At 33.5% G+C, this 18826-nt stretch carries 17 protein-coding genes; all 17 read left to right on the top strand.

The genetic code is table 11. The features are described from left to right. Positions 1 to 113: 113 nt before the first annotated feature. Complete coding sequence (locus RCG21_RS28035) at positions 114 to 1109, top strand: pectate lyase family protein (protein ID WP_133334126.1); 996 nt, start codon at positions 114 to 116, stop codon at positions 1107 to 1109. A gap of 84 nt (positions 1110 to 1193) precedes the next feature. Further along, on the top strand, positions 1194 to 1949 hold the full coding sequence (locus RCG21_RS28030) for a YveK family protein (protein WP_308913983.1): 756 nt from the start codon (positions 1194 to 1196) through the stop codon (positions 1947 to 1949). Continuing rightward, positions 1936 to 2574: a CpsD/CapB family tyrosine-protein kinase gene (locus tag RCG21_RS28025; RefSeq protein ID WP_235824783.1), complete on the top strand. Its 639-nt coding sequence runs from the start codon at positions 1936 to 1938 to the stop codon at positions 2572 to 2574. The genes RCG21_RS28030 and RCG21_RS28025 overlap by 14 nt, the downstream gene beginning before the upstream one ends. Positions 2575 to 2619: 45 nt before the next feature. Then, on the top strand, positions 2620 to 4077 hold the full coding sequence (locus RCG21_RS28020) for an oligosaccharide flippase family protein (RefSeq protein WP_133334129.1): 1458 nt from the start codon (positions 2620 to 2622) through the stop codon (positions 4075 to 4077). A gap of 1 nt (position 4078) precedes the next feature. Next, a complete protein-coding gene (locus RCG21_RS28015) occupies positions 4079 to 5395 on the top strand; it encodes an O-antigen ligase family protein (RefSeq protein ID WP_308913982.1) in 1317 nt (438 codons plus the stop codon). Further along, entirely contained in the window at positions 5370 to 6422 is a 1053-nt protein-coding gene (locus RCG21_RS28010) for a glycosyltransferase family 4 protein (protein ID WP_133334130.1), read from the top strand. The genes RCG21_RS28015 and RCG21_RS28010 overlap by 26 nt, the downstream gene beginning before the upstream one ends. A 143-nt stretch (positions 6423 to 6565) precedes the next feature. Continuing rightward, positions 6566 to 7966 (top strand): sugar transferase, encoded by a 1401-nt coding sequence (locus RCG21_RS28005; protein ID WP_133334131.1) that lies wholly within the window; start codon positions 6566 to 6568, stop codon positions 7964 to 7966. Between the two features lie 76 nt (positions 7967 to 8042). Further along, on the top strand, positions 8043 to 8813 hold the full coding sequence (locus tag RCG21_RS28000; protein WP_308913981.1) for a glycosyltransferase family 2 protein: 771 nt from the start codon (positions 8043 to 8045) through the stop codon (positions 8811 to 8813). A 15-nt stretch (positions 8814 to 8828) separates the two neighbouring features. After that, the gene (locus RCG21_RS27995) at positions 8829 to 9914 is read left to right on the top strand and encodes an acyltransferase family protein (RefSeq protein WP_308913980.1); all 1086 of its coding nucleotides are present in this window, start codon (positions 8829 to 8831) and stop codon (positions 9912 to 9914) included. A 71-nt stretch (positions 9915 to 9985) separates the two neighbouring features. Continuing rightward, on the top strand, positions 9986 to 10606 hold the full coding sequence (locus RCG21_RS27990) for a sugar transferase (RefSeq protein WP_133334134.1): 621 nt from the start codon (positions 9986 to 9988) through the stop codon (positions 10604 to 10606). A gap of 8 nt (positions 10607 to 10614) precedes the next feature. Further along, positions 10615 to 11379 (top strand): GNAT family N-acetyltransferase, encoded by a 765-nt coding sequence (locus RCG21_RS27985; RefSeq protein ID WP_133334135.1) that lies wholly within the window; start codon positions 10615 to 10617, stop codon positions 11377 to 11379. A gap of 78 nt (positions 11380 to 11457) precedes the next feature. After that, positions 11458 to 12546, top strand: coding sequence for a GNAT family N-acetyltransferase (locus RCG21_RS27980; RefSeq protein WP_133334136.1), 1089 nt, complete (start codon positions 11458 to 11460; stop codon positions 12544 to 12546). Between the two features lie 49 nt (positions 12547 to 12595). Continuing rightward, positions 12596 to 13777, top strand: coding sequence for an aminotransferase class I/II-fold pyridoxal phosphate-dependent enzyme (locus RCG21_RS27975; protein ID WP_133334137.1), 1182 nt, complete (start codon positions 12596 to 12598; stop codon positions 13775 to 13777). 85 nt (positions 13778 to 13862) lie between these two features. Next, the gene (locus RCG21_RS27970) at positions 13863 to 15680 is read left to right on the top strand and encodes a polysaccharide biosynthesis protein (RefSeq protein ID WP_308913979.1); all 1818 of its coding nucleotides are present in this window, start codon (positions 13863 to 13865) and stop codon (positions 15678 to 15680) included. Positions 15681 to 15719: 39 nt separating this feature from the next. Next, the gene (locus RCG21_RS27965; protein WP_308913978.1) at positions 15720 to 16949 is read left to right on the top strand and encodes a glycosyltransferase family 4 protein; all 1230 of its coding nucleotides are present in this window, start codon (positions 15720 to 15722) and stop codon (positions 16947 to 16949) included. Between the two features lie 15 nt (positions 16950 to 16964). Further along, the gene (locus RCG21_RS27960; protein ID WP_308913977.1) at positions 16965 to 17609 is read left to right on the top strand and encodes a YdcF family protein; all 645 of its coding nucleotides are present in this window, start codon (positions 16965 to 16967) and stop codon (positions 17607 to 17609) included. Positions 17610 to 17644: 35 nt separating this feature from the next. After that, positions 17645 to 18766: an acyltransferase family protein gene (locus RCG21_RS27955; RefSeq protein ID WP_133334141.1), complete on the top strand. Its 1122-nt coding sequence runs from the start codon at positions 17645 to 17647 to the stop codon at positions 18764 to 18766. The last annotated feature ends 60 nt before the right edge of the window (positions 18767 to 18826 follow it).

Here is an 18826-nt window from a genome sequence, read left to right as displayed (position 1 = left end):
ACTGCTGTTCACGGTCTAAATTATTTTCCATGGGCAAATTCCAATTTTAATGTTCTTAGTAAAGAATTTAAATGATTTACATCGGTAGTTATTAATTTTTGTAGGAGAAAATTATGATTCGAAGGAATAAAATTATATATTTTTCAGCAATTCTCTTAGTAATCTGTTTACTTCTATATAACAATCATGTAGAGAAAAATCAAGGGGTGAGCAAGGCAGGAAATGTTCAACCCGAATATGTTAATGTGGATGAATTTGGCGCAAATGGTGAGGATTCAAAGGATGATTCTGAATCCATACAGAGAGCAATTAACTATAGCCAAAAATCAAAGATAGGAAAAGTAAAGTTACTTGGGAATAGAAATTATATTTTAAGGAACGGATTAGTTCTAGCAGAGGGGGTTGAATTAGAATTTGGACAAAATACAAGACTAATAATTAAAGGAAACTTTCGGGTAATTACCGTGAAAAAAAATGCATCCATTTCAAATGGAATTCTAGAAGTTGTAGATGACCACTTTAATTCAGATGTTATTTATTTAGACGGAAGTCAAAAATTTTGGTCATGGGACCGGACACAAATAAAGAATGTAACAATATTAAACACGAGTGGTTCATATAAGGGTACAGGTCTTCATCTTTATGCTGGAGGCTCGGACCAGTATATTTGTTTTGTGAAATTTACGGATATGAACATAGCAGGCTTTCATACAGGGGTTAAATTGGAAGCTAAAAAGCCGCAAGATTCTAAATATAGTTTTATCAACGGTAATCGATTTAGTAATCTAACACTTGATGATTGTATAAACGGTATTGATATGAATAGTTCTGTAACCGTTCCAAATGAAAGTTCTGGTAATGAATTTAATGGGCTTCAAATCCAAGTAACTAAAAATACTAAAAAAGCTATAAAAGTTAGTGGGTCTGATAATAAATTCGAAGGTATTATATGGGACATTCATATATTGGGAGACCTTGAACCAATCATAGATTTTTCAAAGGATTCTACAAGGAGCAGCTTATTTATGAATGTGAGTTCAAACAATATTAGGGATTATGGTGAATATAATTATTATTCTTCACCCGAGGAAGAAGCAATGAAAAGATAAAGATAATTATTCATCACTATGACTCTTAATAAAAAGCATACTATAATCTTTTTGTTCGTTATATTGGATATTCAGGAGGTTATCATGAACGGAGAAATAAACTTAAAAAAGTTTTTAAGCATCATGCGAAAAAGGATATTCACGATTATTGTTACAGTGCTATGTGCTTTTTTATTAACAACCATATTATCTATTTATTTTATAAAACCAACCTATGAAGCAACTGAAAATATTCTAATTGGAAAATTAGTACGGGATAAAGGTGCGTATACTGATTCACAAGAGATTAGTATGTTACTTGCCTCGACAATGGATTTTATAAAAAGTCCCATTGTGTTAGATTCTGTTCGGGAAAAATTGAATATAAAGGACCAAGAATTAGAGAAGAAAATCGTTGTTCAAAATAATCGGAATTCCCAAATTGTGAATGTTGTCGTAAGGGATCACGATATAGAAACCGCGAAGGAACTGGCTAATACTGTGGCGATTACATCGGTTAATAAAATGAAGGAATTATTTGGTGTGCAAGACATTAAACTTTTAAGTGATGTAAATGGAAAGCCTGCGGCAAAGCAGGTAGGAAGTATGACTTTAAATATTGCTATTGGTGTTGTAGTAGGATTTTTCCTTGGAATAGGTCTGTCCATGCTTAGAGAGTATTGGGACGATTCGATTAAGGATGAGAGTGAAATTGAAGAATTGATTGGCCTACCTGTTCTTGGAGAAATTAATTTGAGAAATAAACTTAATAAATCTCGAAACAAAAGACAAATGAAGCAGCAGGCTCAAATTTTAAATGGAAAAAATGGGGGGCAAATAAGTGTATATGAAAAGGGATGAAACGAAAAAAATAATGCAAAGGCTAAAGTTGAATGAGGAGTCAGTTAGTACGGAACAAATTCGAATGATTCGAACGAAGATTGATCAAGCTTCAGATCGGAAATCGACTTTATTTATGCTGACATCCCCCCAATATGAAGCAGAAAAATCAATCATTTCCACTAAATTAGCAAAATCATATGCCGAACAAGGGAAAAAAGTGTTGTTAGTTGATGCTAATATTCGAAATCCTTCCCTACACCATTGGTTTCAGATTTCAAACGATAGTGGTTTATCAAATGTGATTTTGAATAATGAAGAGATTCACCTTTATTATAAAGAAACATTGGTACCAGGCTTAGTTGTTTTACCCGCAGGTCCAAGTCCATTAAATCTATCAGACGTGTGGGTAACGAGCAAAATAAAAGACATGGTTAGCAAATGTGAAGCAGAATTTGAGGTTGTTATTTTTGAGGCACCAGCTTTTTTAACAGCCTCGGATTCTCAAATTCTAGCAAACCATTGTGATGGCGTTATTTTAGTCGTAAAAGCTAATAAAACAAAAAAAGAAGATACGCTTAAGACGAAAGAGTACTTAGAAAGAACAAATAATCAAATAGTCGGGGTCATTTATCAAACAGGATGATGTGGATCGGGAAATCGTTAACATGTGTAATAAGGTGGCTAATTTATGGTGAATCCAAAGAAAAATTCAATTACGAAGAATATCATACATCTATTTTATAGTACAGCATTATCAAGTGTTTTAAATGCTGTGGCATTAATTATTTTAGCTTCCTATTTACACTCTTATTATTATGGAATGTTTAGCGTCGTTTTAGCATTTGCCATGATTATGGGCTATTTCACAGATGCCGGTCTTAGTACAATAGTTTTAAGAGAAGGGTCAAAAAAAGAGGTGGATACATCCATTCTAATCTCCTCCTATGTAAAAGTGAGATTGGTGCTGCTTGCTGCTACTTTTTTATGTGGTTTTCTAATTATTCACCTATCGCATTCTGGGAACCCAGAACTGATTCGAACAGCCTATTTTTTAATTATACCGATGGTTATTGGAATTGCTTTACAAAGCATTGGGACTACCTATTTTCAACTAATGGAGAAAATGCAATATTACGGATTAATTCGAATTGTCTCTGCGGTTGGTTTAGTTCTAACCCTCTCAGCAGGGATGATATTTCGTATTAATCCACTTATGATTTGCACATTATATGGTATTTCTTATTTTGTAGCAGGTATTTTTGGATTATACCTTGTTCATAAAAATGTGCAGATCTGTTTAAGTGGTCCATTTCATAAAGGATTATTACAAAATTTAGGCTCATTTACATTAGGGGGGCTGCTTTTTGTGCTGCTGCCTCAATTAGGACCGTTAGTGTTGGAAAAAACTATGAGTCTTAAAGATGTAGGGGTATTTGCCGTAGCCTACCGAATCCCGCAAGCGTTGCAGCAAATCTCATTTATTGTTGCTGGAGCATATTATCCAGTGATGTTTAGGTCCTTTAATAATAATTTTTTGGATGATCATTTAAGGCACAACTTAGCACTGATAAAAATCATTTCTTTAGTTGGAATGGCATTGACAATTCCATTTTATTATATGTCAGGTTATGTTATTCATTTGTTGTTTGGTGAAAAGTGGATTGACGCTGCATTTCCACTGAAAATTTTATCAGTAATTCTTACTTTCCAAGCGATAAATATTGCATTAGCCGATGGCTTAACAACAAGAGGATTACAATTAAACCGAACAATTGTTCAATTCATCTCTGCTTTTTCAGGTGTCTTTGTTTATATGTCAATGAGTCAATCTTTTGGTGTTTCTGGTGCGGCTTTTGCTGGAGTAATGATTGAAGTAATTGCCTTGCTGGGATATTGGATATGTATTCCTAATCGTTGGATCATGGCAAAAAAGGTAATTATCCCTTACCTATCTTTTTTTGCCATTTGTTTGGGCAGCATAGACTATTTTCTGGATTCCCTCCCACTTTTAGCAACAGGATTGAATTTTATTTTATTGGTTTTTGTAGTTCTTATCGATAAAGAAAGCATGGAAAAGATTAATAGGTATTTAAAAACAGCAGGTTTCAATCATTATTGGAAGTCGAAGAAAACTGAGGGGGGTTAAGGTGAATAACAAAATAACTTCAAAATCCGATAAATATAGCTTTACAATCTTCTCTCTTTTTTTGTTAGTGATGCTTACAAATTATTATATTTATGTAGGGTTTGCAATTAAACCATATATGATTTTTTTACTCTTGTATTTAATGATTCATATAGGTTCATTTAGCTTTCAAAGGCTTCATTTGTTTGAAATTGCAATGTTGTTCTTTTTCCTGATGTATAGCTTCTCCGGGGCCTTTTCATTATATCCTGCCTCGAGTATTAGAGCAATTTGTGGAATAATTCTGTTTCTATTTTGTTATTTTATTATGAAGTCAGTTATTCAAAAGGCAAATGATTCTATGACTGAAAGAGCTATTTCAGATGTTGGAATATTTTTCAATATGGTTAGTTTAATTCTATATTTTGTAGGCCTAAAAAGCTTTGGGTTTGTGTTCGATGGAGATAGGGTCTATCAATTTGGCGTGATGTTGGATAGAGATTACCCACGTTTAATCGGATTATTAGAAGATCCTAATTTCTTTGTTTTTTATAATACGATCTTTTTTTCTTATTATCTATGTAATGCTAATTCCATGAAAAATAAGCTGGGATTGTTTTTATGCATCATTACAAACATCTTAACCTTTTCAAGAGGCGGCTTATTAGTTATGGCATTCCTTTTGGTTATTTATATCCTTATAAAAAACCCAATTAAACAATTAAAATTACTGGTCGGTATTATCGCTTTATTATTTGTTTCAGTTTATATCGCAATTGTTTATATGAAATTTGATATTTACGGAATCATACAATCGAGAGTTGAGGACCTTTCTCAGGATGGTGGAAGTGGAAGGATAGAATTATGGGGTAGAGCGTGGGATTACTTTACTTCACATATGGTTATGGGGATAGGTGCTTTTAATTTTTCAGAGTACAACTTATTTCAATATGGAGATAGTTTGGAGGTACACAATACATTTATAGCCATTTTGTCAGAGTCTGGATTAGTTGGAATAACATGCTACGGTCTATTTATTATTTTAGTGTTTGTACAATTATTCAAAAGCAATGTGATTAAAAAGAAGCTTTACCTACTTTTAACTTTTGTTGGAATGATTCTTCAAATGGCGTTTCTTTCGTTAATTATTAATGACATGTTTTTTATGTATTTAGCGATTTTATCAACGTACTTTCATACTCCAGAGAACGCGTTTAAAAATGAAAAGAAAAAAATTGTTTTATTCTCGTCTTTATTTTCCCATAAACAAAAAATAAAATTGAATGTTCATTATAAAGGAAGTGATGTAATCCATGAATATTCTAATCATAACAGATAAGTTAATATTTGGTGGAGCAGAAATGTATTTTTGTAAATTAGAAAATCAATTGCAACATCCTGACATTACCTTTCACTATGCGGCAGGCTCAGGAGAGTTATATGAAAAACTAAAGCATAAATATAATTTTAGTGAAATGAGTAGAACGAAGCATTATCAAAATATAAAAAAGCTTAGAGATTTGATTACTTTTAAACAAATAGACGTTATCCATGCCAATAGTTTGAGGATGGTTCTTTACTGTATAATTACCCAGAAATTAACAAAAAGGAAATTCAAGATTGTCTACACAAAACATAATGTTACTGTTCTGGAAGAAAAGAGTCCATTTATTTTCGCACATTTATTAAATAAATATGTTGCGAGAATCATCACGGTTAGTGAATTCGAAAAGAGGAATCTTGTTAAAGCAGGGATAGATCCCACTAAAATCACGACCGTATATAACGGCGTAGATTTAAATCAGTTCGTTTTTCACCGTAAAGTACAGGGGGAGTCCTTTAATGTTGGAATATTAGCAAGATTATCAGAAGAAAAGAATCATGAGTTATTTATTAACATTGCTAAACAGCTTCGCAACAATCCTAATATCATGTTTTACATTGCAGGAGACGGACCAGAGAAAGAAAATATAAAGAATATGATTAAATCACATAGTCTTCATCACAAAATAAAAATGGTAGGAGCTGTTCACAAACCAGAGGAGTTTATAAAGGAAATGGATCTCTTAGTACTAACATCCTATCGGGAAGTCTTCCCTATGGTTGTCTTAGAAGCTATGGCAGTTGGGACACCAATTATTTCTATTGATAGAGGCGGGGTTGGTGAAGCGATAATCGGAAATAAGACCGGTTTTCTTATAAATGACCATTCAACAGAAGATTTTTGTAATAAAATCTTGGCTATTGAGTCAGATAGGGAGATTAGAGAGCATATTATTGAAAATGCCAGAAGAAAAGTCCAAACTGAATTTTCATTAGAGCAAATGGTAAGTAATACTTTAAAAGAGTACTTAAACTGCAGCTGATGGTACAGCATTTTAAACGATACATCCTATATTTTTTTGTTTTCCTATTCTTTATTGGGAATGGATTATTCGTCTAAAAGAACATTTTTTTCTGTATTACTCTAATTTGTAGACTTAAGAGTATTAAAGAAAGGAGAAATGAAATGAATGAAGATTTTGGGAGAAGAAGGTATGTAAAAATGTTCCTAGCAGTAGTAGATATCACAATAGTGTTTACAGGTTTCATTTTGGCAAATGGCATATTGCAACAATTTTCAATCATGAACATGGAACTTATTGTCGATTATTCTTGGTTAATAGTAGTTTCGGCTGCGTCGGTTGTACCTTTGTATCTATATGACCTTTATACAGATTGGCGAAGGAAAGGCATTCATCATTTGGTCTATTCAATTGTATTATCGATGATTATCTTCTCAGGTTTGGAATCAATAATTTCATTATTGACTCCTTATTTACCTTTCCAGCCAAGCTACATTTTAGCAGCATTTCTTATTCAAACGACTCTATTAACCTGTTTCCATGTATGTGTTTGGTATATAAATAAGAAATTATTCGGTAAGAAAAAAGTCTATATTATTGGTGAAGCATCCAATGCCGGCCTTTATTTGGCCGGAAAATTACTAAATCATCATAATGGGTGGTTTGAAATTGAGGGATTTATCCCTTTAGAAAAAAAAAGGAACCTTCATGAATACGTCAAAAAATGTGATCTATTTCTGCTTAGTCCTGCTATAAATAGAAAGGATTGTGAGGAAATAGCGAGAGTATGCATCAGATACGGAAAAGAAATATTGATGGTTCCACAATTATTTGAGTTGTCCTTTATTGGGGCAAATACACAACAAATAGATGATATGCTGGTTGTTTCGATAAAACCTCCCCTTTTAAATGTATCACAAAAGATTTCTAAACGGATCTTTGATGTGATGGTATCAGCAGTGTTATTAGTTATAGCCAGCCCATTCTTCATGATTTTATTCTTTTTAATCCCGCTAACCTCAAAGGGACCAGCTTTTTTTAAACAGGAGCGTATTGGACTAGATGGGAAACCTTATTGGATTTATAAGTTTAGGAGCATGATTCAAGATGCAGAAAAAAGAACAGGTCCAGTATTAGCAACAGATAAAGATCCAAGAATTACTTTAGTTGGAAGGATTATTCGAGCAGTTCGTTTAGATGAGCTACCGCAATTAATAAATGTCTTAAAGGGTGAAATGAGCTTAGTTGGACCAAGACCTGAGCGGGAATATTTCATCAATCAATTTAAACAAACTCTCCCTGATTATCCCTATCGGTTAACTGTAAAGCCGGGAATAACAGGATTAGCCCAGGTATTAGCAAACTATACCACCCCTGTCGAAGATAAATTGCGTTTCGACCTACTGTATGTTCGAAATTATTCTTTTACGCTAGATATAAAAATTCTATTTCAAACCATCAGGGTTGTTCTTCAACGTGAGCAGGCCCAGGGGGTGAAGGAAGGGAGTATTTATAATCAAAAATTACTAAAAAGGCTTGAAAAAAACAAGGTTATGAATCATTAAAATTAAATGCTTTATAAGTTAACAGCGTATATTCAACATACAAAAGTCTAATTGACATGGAGGGACTGTGAATTAAATGAGATTCGCTACACAAACAGTTGTTTCAATTATCACTCCAACCTATAACGCTGCAAGATTTATTACTGAAACCATTCAATCTGTTAAGGAACAAACTTTTTCAAGTTGGGAAATGATTATCGTGGATGATTGCTCTTTAGATAACACGGTGGATATTGTAAAGATAGAAATTGAGAAAGATTCAAGAATCAGGTTAATTGAACTAAAGAATAATAGTGGCCCGGCGAATGCGAGAAATAGGGCTATTACTTCTGCAAAGGGAAACTTTCTAGCCTTTTTGGATAGTGATGATCTCTGGCAACCTCAAAAGTTAGAGCGGCAGCTAATGTTTATGGAAAAAAATAATCTTGCTTTTTCATATACGGATTACAGAATTATGACCGAAGTTGGTGAAAAAACAGATATTGTGTTTCAAGTACCAGAGAAAATGGATTATAAGGACCTTTTAAAGAATACAATAATTGGAACATTAACCGTGATGCTTGATAAAAGAAAAATAGGAAAAGTACAGATGCCATTATATCGCGATTGCTCAGAAGATTACGGACTTTGGCTTTCAATATTATCGAAAGGGATCCAAGCGTATGGTCTGAATGAGGAGCTGGCAATCTATAGAAAATGTGAAAACTCCCTTTCTAGTAACAAACTAAAATCTGCACGAAAAACATGGAACACATATAGGAAGGTTGAAAAAATCAATATCCCATATTCTTTATGGTGCTTTGTAAATTATTCATTAAATGCTTTAAAAAAACATTCTAGGGCATAGCACGTGAGGAAGAGGATGATTTTAAGAAAAGGAGAGAAAAGTATAGAAAGCGGAAGAAGAAAATTATTATATATACAGGTATCAAGGGCAATAGCCATCTTATTTGTACTTTTAGGGCATGTAAATATTTTGTTTTATACAGAGTTTAAGTACAATTGGTTTCATTTAGGGGAATGGGAAAGAACTGGCGGTGTAGATTTCTTTTTTACTGTAACTGGTTTTATGATTTATTATATTTATCATGGTAAAGCGGGTAATTCAGGAAAGGCAACTGAATTTTTCTTGAAACGTGTGATTCGAATTTACCCGTTATATTGGTTGTTTACTTTATTAACGATTGCGGCATCTATTATTTTTCCTTTTATTGATGAACCATACTCTTTTGATCTTATCATTAAATCAATGCTTACCTTACCTACAGATCCTATTCTTGCATCAACTTGGTCACTTAGTTATGTAATGTTTTTTTATATCATATTTACTGCGTTTATATTCAAACCAAAAATTTTTAAACCAATTATTTTTTTATGGATTATAATTTCAATTTTACTAGAGCTTAAAGTCATTCCAAAACAAGGAAATTCATTTTTTACCAGCTTTAGTAATTTAGAAATTTTATTTGGATGCTTAGTAGCGCATCTAACCCTCAATTACAGATTTAGATATTCTTCCTTATTGATAATACTAGGCATGGCCGGTTTTCTGGCTGTTTGGATCAATAATATTTACCACCTAATTGAACTACAGACACCGATATTCTATTCGCTATCTTCAATGATTCTAATGCTTGGTATTTCGGAAAAAGACAAAAAGAATCGAAAGGTTCCAAAAGCGCTTTCTTTCCTAGGCGACGCCTCTTATTCAATATACATTGCACATGGGCCTTTTTTACAATTTTATATCTTGATTTTTAAGAAATTAAATTTAATGGGGTCAATTGGCTACTTCTTTTCCATGTCAATGGTAATTTTATTAGCGGTGGTTTCTTCCTGTTTAGTCTATATCTTACTTGAAAAGCCTATGTCTAATTATTTAAGGGGGGTTGTTTTCAATGGGAAAAAAATTACATCTTTAAAAACGGCTGTAAAAGTTGCAAAATAAACCATTTTTGACTATTTGTTCTTATTTAAGAACAATGAGTAATTTTATAATGAAAACATGTAGGAGGCACTATGAAAAGACTTTTTGATATTTTTGTGAGTTTACTACTGTTGTGCCTCTTTAGTCCCATCATTCTGGGGGTTGCAATCGTGGTCAGGTTGAAACTTGGTTCACCAATTCTATTTAAACAAAAACGAGTCGGGTATCAGGAGCGGATTTTTACACTATTTAAATTTAGAACAATGACAAATGAAAAGGATGAAGCGGGAAACGATTTACCGGATTCTATTCGCTTAACAAAAGTAGGGCTTTTAATCAGACGATTAAGTATGGATGAGTTGCCACAATTACTCAATGTGCTAAAAGGCGATATGAGCCTGGTTGGACCCCGGCCGCTATTAGTTCGATATTTGCCCTACTACTCTCAAGAAGAAAGAAAAAGGCATACTGTTCGGCCTGGAATTACCGGGTATGCACAAGTAGAGGGGAGGAACGAACTGGACTGGAACACGAGACTGGCATTAGATGTAAATTATATTGAAAACCATTCTTTCCTCTTAGATTTAAAAATTATTTTAAAAACAATTAGCAAAACATTAAAACGCGAAGGGATTGCCAATGTCCCTGATCAACAAATGTTGGATTTTGACGTAGAACGACAGATAAAAGCAAAGTCTTTAAAAGGTGGATAAAAAAACCAATGGAAATACGAATCGAAGCCTTAAAAAATAAAGATGTTCATCAAATACCCAAGCTAATTGAATCTGGAATGGATAAAGATATTTTTCCACTTACCATTTTTAGTTCAATTGGCTATGAGGCATACTTAAAAAAATTGCTTACCATACCTGAGGAATTTCGAAGAGTGAAGCTTTACGGAGCATTTATTGAAGACCAATTAGCAGGATATACGGAATGGCGTATTTTAAAGAATCATCTTTTTTTAAATAATATTTATGTATTGCCTGAATATCAGGGATTGGGCATTGGAAGATCCCTTCTGGTAAAACACGGGTATAAGTTGTTGGATGAAAATAGGAAATCGAACCTATCCCTCGATGTTTTTAATAATAATACTAAGGCAATGAATTGGTATGAGAAAATTGGCTTTGTTAAAAAGGATTCGACCTACTGGTATGTTGGTGAGCAGCCTTTTGTAACGGCGTCGAATTGTTTTAATGAATGTTATATAGAGAACTATCCGAATGCTGAGGTTGAGCAAAAGGCATTTGGTTTTTCAATGCTAACATGTACAACTAGAAATGGAGTTTATCAAATAGGTAGAATAAATCATCAATTATATCGGCTAACAAATGCTAAATCTTTTCATGATGATGATTTACTACATTTTCTTAATAAGTTGGACTCAAAACGAAAACTTCTTTTAATGGCAAGTGAAATTCTCTCAAGTCAATTCCCGGCCAGATTGGCTTGTCAAAGTAACAGGATGGATCTAAAGATTTAAAAAGAGTAATTTACTAGCTCGGTTATAAAAAAATAAATCGAATTTAAACATTCTATATAGGTTTTAGGGGGAAAAATAGTGGTTTATAAAGTATTTGATTTATCTCAAAAAGAGAGTTGGTATGAATTTTTAGGAAAAACTGTAAGTCAGGATATATACTTTACACCTGAATACTTTGAAATTTATGAGAGAAATGGGGAAGGGGAGGCAAGGCTTTATATTTATGATAATGGCCAGGATTTTGTCTATTACCCGTTCTTAATGAGAAGGCTTAAAACCTTGCCCAGTTCAAAGGATATTTCAAAAAAATATGGGGAATTGTATGATATTACAACTCCTTATGGTTATGGAGGTCCAATTACCAACACGAAAGACGAATCTAATAAAAAGCAGCTATTCAGAGAATTTGAGGATTCATTTCATTCTTATTGTTTTCAAAATAATATTATTACTGAGTTTGTTCGATTTCATCCATTAATTCGGAATGATCAAGATTATAAAGATATAGAATCTACCTTAAACCGTCATACTATTTACATTGATTTGTCATTGGATTTAGAAGAGATCTGGGCCAATTATGATAATAAAAATAGAAATAGGCTACGAAAAGCAAAAGCAAATGAATACTTTAGAATGGTCCATCGAAATCCAAGAGAATTGGATAACTTTATTAATCTATATTATAAAACGATGGATAAGAAAAATGCATATGAATATTACTATTTTCAGAGGTCCTTTTTTGAAAATAGTGTTGAACTTTTGAAGGATCACCTGGAATTAATAGAAGTCGTGATGGACGATAAAGTGATCATGTCATGTTTTTTTATGCACTATGGTGATTTCATTCATTACCATTTGTTAGGTTCAGACGAAGAATATTTAAATTTCTCACCTAATAATTCATTAATTCATTACGTAGTGGAATGGGCAAAGACTAAAGGGAAAAAAGCTTTACATTTAGGTGGAGGATACACCGGGGATAGTGATACCTTATATCGGTTTAAAAAGCGTTTTAATAAATATGGAGATGTACCTTTTTACATTGGGAAAAGAATCCGTAATGAGAAGATTTATTATGAGTTAGTTAAAGACCTGCCAGTTTCCGAAAATTATTTTCCCCTGTACAGGCACCCGGATTTGACCTTTCAAAAGCAGCTTAGTAAATAATAATTTTTTATGTTTATATTTCAGAATTTTTAGAGAATGGGGTGGGTTCATGGAAAGTAATAAGAAGAGAATTTATCTATCATCACCACATATGACCGGAAATGAACAGAAATACATTGATCTGTCTTTTAAAACAAATTGGATTGCTCCATTAGGTCCAAATGTTGATAGGTTTGAGGAGGATATTTGTCAATATGTTGGAGTAAACGATGCATTGGCAGTCAGTTCAGGAACAGCGGCTCTCCACCTGGCATTAAGATTGCTTGATGTAAAAGCTGGGGATAAAGTTTTTTGCTCCACACTTACATTTATTGCTAGTGTAAATCCAATTCTGTATCAACAAGCTGAACCAGTTTTCATTGATTCAGAGTTTGATACATGGAATATGTCGCCAGATGCTTTAAAAAGAGCATTCATGGATGCTGAAAAAGAAGGGAATTTACCTAAAGCGGTAATTGTAGTTCATCTTTATGGACAGAATGCCAAAATGGACGAAATAGTAGAAATCTGTAATTTTTACCAGGTACCTATAATTGAAGACGCAGCTGAATCACTTGGTTCCACCTATAAAGGGAGAAAAAGTGGCACGATAGGTAAATTTGGTGTGTTTTCCTTTAATGGAAACAAAATTATTACCACATCTGGTGGAGGAATGTTAGTTTCAGATGATAAAACAGCAATTGCTAGGGGGAGGTTTCTTGCTGCACAAGCAAGAGACAATAAGCCTTATTATCAACACAGTGAATTAGGTTACAATTATCGGATGAGTAACATCTTAGCAGGAATTGGGATTGCCCAACTATCTGTAATTGAAGAAAGAGTAAAACAAAAACAGGCTATTTATCAGCGGTATATTAGAGGATTAAGCGATATTAAAGAGATTGTTTTGATGCCTGAATACAAAGGAACACGACACAATCGTTGGTTAACTACTTTTTATATAGATTCAGAACAACCATTGTTTACGCCATTTGAGTTAATTCAAGAATTAGAAAGAGAAAATATCGAAGCAAGACAAGTATGGAAACCAATGCATTTACAACCCTTACTTAATGAATACAGATTTTATTCTCATTCAGAACATTTGAATGTCGCAGAAACTTTATTTGAAAGAGGGATCTGTTTGCCGTCGGGGACCAACATGACCGAAGATGAACAATCACGGGTAATACAAATTATTCAATCCTTTGTAAGTCGAAGAAGGGAACAACACTTTATTGCTAATTTTTAAAAATTAGTAAACCATTTTATGTCCGGGTGTTCTTTAAAAAGAACAAAATGGTTTCTTTAAATAGAAAAGAAAGGAGTGTCCACCCATGAGTTTTCAGAAACGGCTACTTTCTTTAGTAGTAGTTGATTCCTTAATCGTGTTTGCATCCGTATATATCTGCAGCTTTCTACTTTTCTCTGGCTGTGTTGTTCCTAAAGTACCGTTAACACTTGTATCAACAACCCTTCTTGTAAGTCATCATTTATTTGCCTCTAGATATAGGCTGTATAAGAGGGCTTGGGAGTATGCAAGTGCAGATGAAATGGTAACCGTTCTTAAAGCTGTAACCTTTTCCGTCATTACCGCAGCGATTATACAATGGATTATTGGACAGCAAATTTATTTTCGAATTTTAACCACAACGTGGATGATGCATTTATTTTTAATTGGGGGTTCCCGGTTTTCATGGCGCATCTATAAAGAAAAACACTTTTCCGGAAATAAAAAGGTTAAAAAGCGGACGCTTATTATTGGTGCGGGGTCTGCGGGTATGCTGGCAACAAGACAATTAAAGAATAGTAAGGATTGTGATCTAATTCCTGTTGCCTTTATTGATGACGATAAACAAAAGCAAAATCTTGAAATTTTAGGTCTTCCCGTAATTGGTGGTTTGAGCAGGCTTAAAGATATAGTTAGGGATCTAAAAATTGAAAATATTATCATTGCAATACCCTCTCTAACAAAAAAAGAACTACACAGTATTTATTTGGATTGCATCAAAACAAAGATTAATACACAGATGATGCCGATGTTCGAGGATTTAGTAACAGGTAAGGTCTCTGTTAATGAAATTCGCAATGTCGAACCGGGTGATCTATTGGGCAGGGAGCCTGTTGAATTGGACACAAACTCGATTTCAAAATACATTACTGACAGTGTTGTACTGGTAACAGGTGCGGGTGGATCCATTGGTTCAGAAATTTGCAGGCAAATTTCTCTGTTTTTACCGTCAAAACTTATACTCCTTGGTCATGGCGAAAATAGTATCTATACCATTGAGATGGAATTGAAGTCCTCCTTAAATCATCATTTTGAAATTGTTACTGAAATTGCTGATATTACAGACCGGGATAAAATTTTTACGATTATGAATCAATATAAACCAAGGGTTGTATTTCATGCTGCAGCTCATAAACATGTTCCATTAATGGAGAGAAATCCAGAGGAAGCTATTAAGAATAATGTAATCGGGACAAAAAATGTTGCAGAGGCGGCAGGAGAAAATGGTGTGGAAACATTTGTCATGATTTCAACGGATAAAGCAGTAAACCCAACGAGTGTTATGGGTGCTACGAAGAGAATAGCCGAGATGATTGTTCAGGAACTAAATCATAAAAGCAATACTAGGTTTGTAGCAGTCCGTTTTGGAAATGTATTAGGAAGCAGGGGGAGTGTCATTCCATTATTTAAGGAACAAATTTCAAAGGGCGGTCCCATAACAGTAACACATCCTGAAATGACAAGATATTTTATGACCATTCCTGAGGCGTCCAGGCTCGTTTTACAAGCTGGAGCAAATGCACAAGGTGGAGAAATATTTGTCCTAGATATGGGAGAACCAGTAAAAATTGTAGATCTTGCTAAAAATTTAATTCGATTATCAGGTTATTCTGAGAATGATATAGAGATAACCTTCTCCGGAATAAGAGCAGGAGAAAAACTATTTGAAGAAATTCTTAGTAAGACTGAAGTACAGGATTTTCAGATCCATCCTAAAATTTTCGTAGGTAAGTCGGTGAATGTAGAAGTAACAAAAATAACAAAATTACTTGAGGTTTATAACCATCTAGATAGAGATGAGCTAAAGGAAGTACTTTTATATATGACGAATCAACCGAAAGAAATTATGCAAGTGGTTATCTAGCAGTTTAAGAAAACCTGAAATTGGATGGAGAGTGTTCGGATGTTAACAAATAGTAGAGAGATTCTTTTAGTTGCTCCCTTTACAATTCTTCCAGGAGAAAAGGGGTTTAATAGATTCACGTATATTGCTGACAAATTAAGTTCTAAAGGGCATAGGGTTACCTTACTTACAAGTAATTTTAAGCACAGCGATAAAAAATTTAGGGATAATGCGAAAATTGAAATGATCAGTAAGAGCCTAAAATATAAAATCGTTATGTTAGAGGAACTGGGATACCAAAAAAATATTGGGATTGATCGTATTCAAAGCCATAGACAATTTTCTAAACAATTGGCGTTTTATTTAAAAAATATAAAACATAACCCGGATGTGATTTACTGCGCTTACCCTATGATGGACGCTGCTTTTATTGTTGGGAAATATGCCAAGAAATTTGAAATCCCATTTGTTATGGATATCCAGGATGTCTGGCCAGAGGCAGTCAAGAATGCCATTCCGCTTCCAGAGATATTAGTGGATGCCCTATTATACCCTCTTACCATCTATGCCAATAAAATTTATAGTTTAGCAGATTATGTTGTGGGCGTATCTAAAAGTTATGTGCAGCGTGTAAAAAAAGTTAATCTGGATGCCAGAAGTTACTTGCCTATTTTTATTGGAACAGACCTGGGTGTTTTTGATCGGTATAAAGATAATCCAGTTAACAAAGAGCCTAATGAATTTTGGATTACCTATATAGGAACTATTAGCTATAGTTATGACCTGGAAACAGTCATTCGCGCAGTTTCAATTCTAAAAGATAAAGGGTTCACTAATATCGTTTTTAAAGTATTTGGGTCAGGCCCATTACAAGCGAAATTTGAGAATTTGGCCAATCAATTAGGAGCCCCCGTGGATTTTATGGGTCACTTTACATATGAAGAGATGATTCCATATTTAGTGAAATCTGATATTGCAGCAAATGCAATTAGTAAAGGTGCTCAACAAAGTATTACCAACAAAATTGGAGATTTTCTATCCGCTGGATTACCTATATTAAATAGCAGCCTTAATAAGGAATTTATGGACATGGTAACAAGCGAAAATATTGGTCTTAACTATAATCCTGGTGATGCGGTTAAATTAGCCGCATTAATTGAACAGCTTTATACAAATAAAGGTTTGCGCGCAGCATATGGGGAAAACGCTAGGAGATTGGCAGAAGAAAAATTTGATCGAAGACATTCGTATAAAGAAATTTATAGTCTTATTGAACGTGCAACGGTTTAAAGAGGCCATTACACTATGTTTTCAATAATCAGACGACAAGGAACATTGTCCATTAAGAAACGAAAAAAAATAAGAAAAAGAATTTTTTTTATAATCGTTTTATTATTCACTTTTTTCCTATTGTTTGCAGGCAGATTTCTTGTGGTGGATGAAGCACCAAAAGCAGCGGACGTAATTGTCGTATTAAGTGGAGGAGAAGGACGTCTTGAAAAAGCATATGAACTTTATCAATCGGGATATGCAAGAAAAATGATTGTATCCAATGGACTGGCAGACAATCTATGGGAAAGCACTATAAGACTTTTGCCAAGGAAATCCGTAATATTGGAGAGAAAGGCAGATAGCACATATGAAAGTGCAGTCTATGTAAAAAAAATTATGAAAAAGCATAAATATCATTCTGCACTGATCGTCTCATCTGACTACCATATGAGAAGGGTGAAATATAATTTCAGTAGAGTCTATAAGGATAGTGATACGAAACTAATTTATGTTGCCAGTAATACAACCTATGACCCAAAGGCATGGTGGTTAAGTAAACACAATGTTGGCATCACTATTAGTGAATATATAAAAATAATTGGCAATACCTTTGGAATTTACGGAAATGATGCAAAAAGGAAATTATATCAATATATAGAAGTGTTTTTTTATGAATAAGGAAAAAATAATAATTATACAAAGGAGAGATAATTTTGCCTAAAAAATTAATAAATGAAATCTTCTTAATGAGAAGTATTTCATGTCTAAGTATATTACTTCTTCATTCATTGGCGAGGGCCTATGCTGACGAAAATAATACTGTCAATTTAGTCAGGGTTTTATTAACTTTCGGTACGCCAGCCTTTATTTTTATTTCTGAATTTATCTTATCACGTTCGTATCCGCAAGAACTTCCATCTAATTTTTGGTCGAAAAGGTTAAAGTTTATTATGGTGCCATATGTTTTGTTTGGCACATTTTATGCTTTCTTAAAAGCATTCGAACAATCGATAAGCTCTGGCAGTGATTTAATGGGGTCCTTTATAAATTTTTTATGGAGGCATCTTTTGTTAGGGGATTATCATGGTTATTTCATACTAGTTATCTTTCAATTTTACCTGCTTCATTATTTCTTTGATAAATTTTTAAAAAAGTGGAATCCAGCCTCGGTCATGGGAAGTGCACTTTTAATAAATTTAATTTATTTAGGATTTTTCAATTTTGTTAAACCATATCCATCTGAAATCGGTGCATACATTTGGGATAAATTCTATTGGATTCCCTTTTTTGGCTGGTTGTTTTATTTTACACTTGCCTATTACTGTGGTAGAAACTTTTCATCATTCATTAATTTTTTAAATAAATATTCCAAGTGGGTGATTGTAAGTCCACTACTATGCGGAGGAATGTGTTTATTTTTATATGATTCACATCTAATCTCTAGTATTTCATCCAAAAGGGTCGATATGGTGTTTTTTACTACTAGTATGATTTTGCTGATTTATTATATTGCTACGAAACTTCCTAAGGTTCCTAAAATTTTCGTTTGGATTAGCCAATATTCGTTTGGAATTTATTTAATCCATCCTGTTTTCTTAGCTTTAATGTACGTATTTTTCAACCGACTTTCTCTTGATATGAATCCATTATTCCAAACCATATTCTATTTCATCGGCAGTCTGCTCTTATCAATCGTAGTTACCTTCGTCTTGAATAAAATTCCATATGGATATTATTTTGTTGGGAAAATAGGGATAGGATTGAACAGCAAGAAAAGTAGAAATCTAAAAGATTCTGATCTAAAAACAGTGCATGGCAGATCTAAATATATATAAGTTCAAACAAAAAAGAACCATTAATGATCCTTGTAATAGTGGTTTTAGCGTCTAGAAGGG

This window comes from Bacillus salipaludis (genome assembly GCF_030938565.1).
GTDB classification, from domain to species: domain Bacteria; phylum Bacillota; class Bacilli; order Bacillales; family Cytobacillaceae; genus Neobacillus; species Neobacillus salipaludis_A.
Note: the sequence above shows the minus strand (reverse complement) of the source record. Positions and strands in the feature narration are given on the sequence as shown.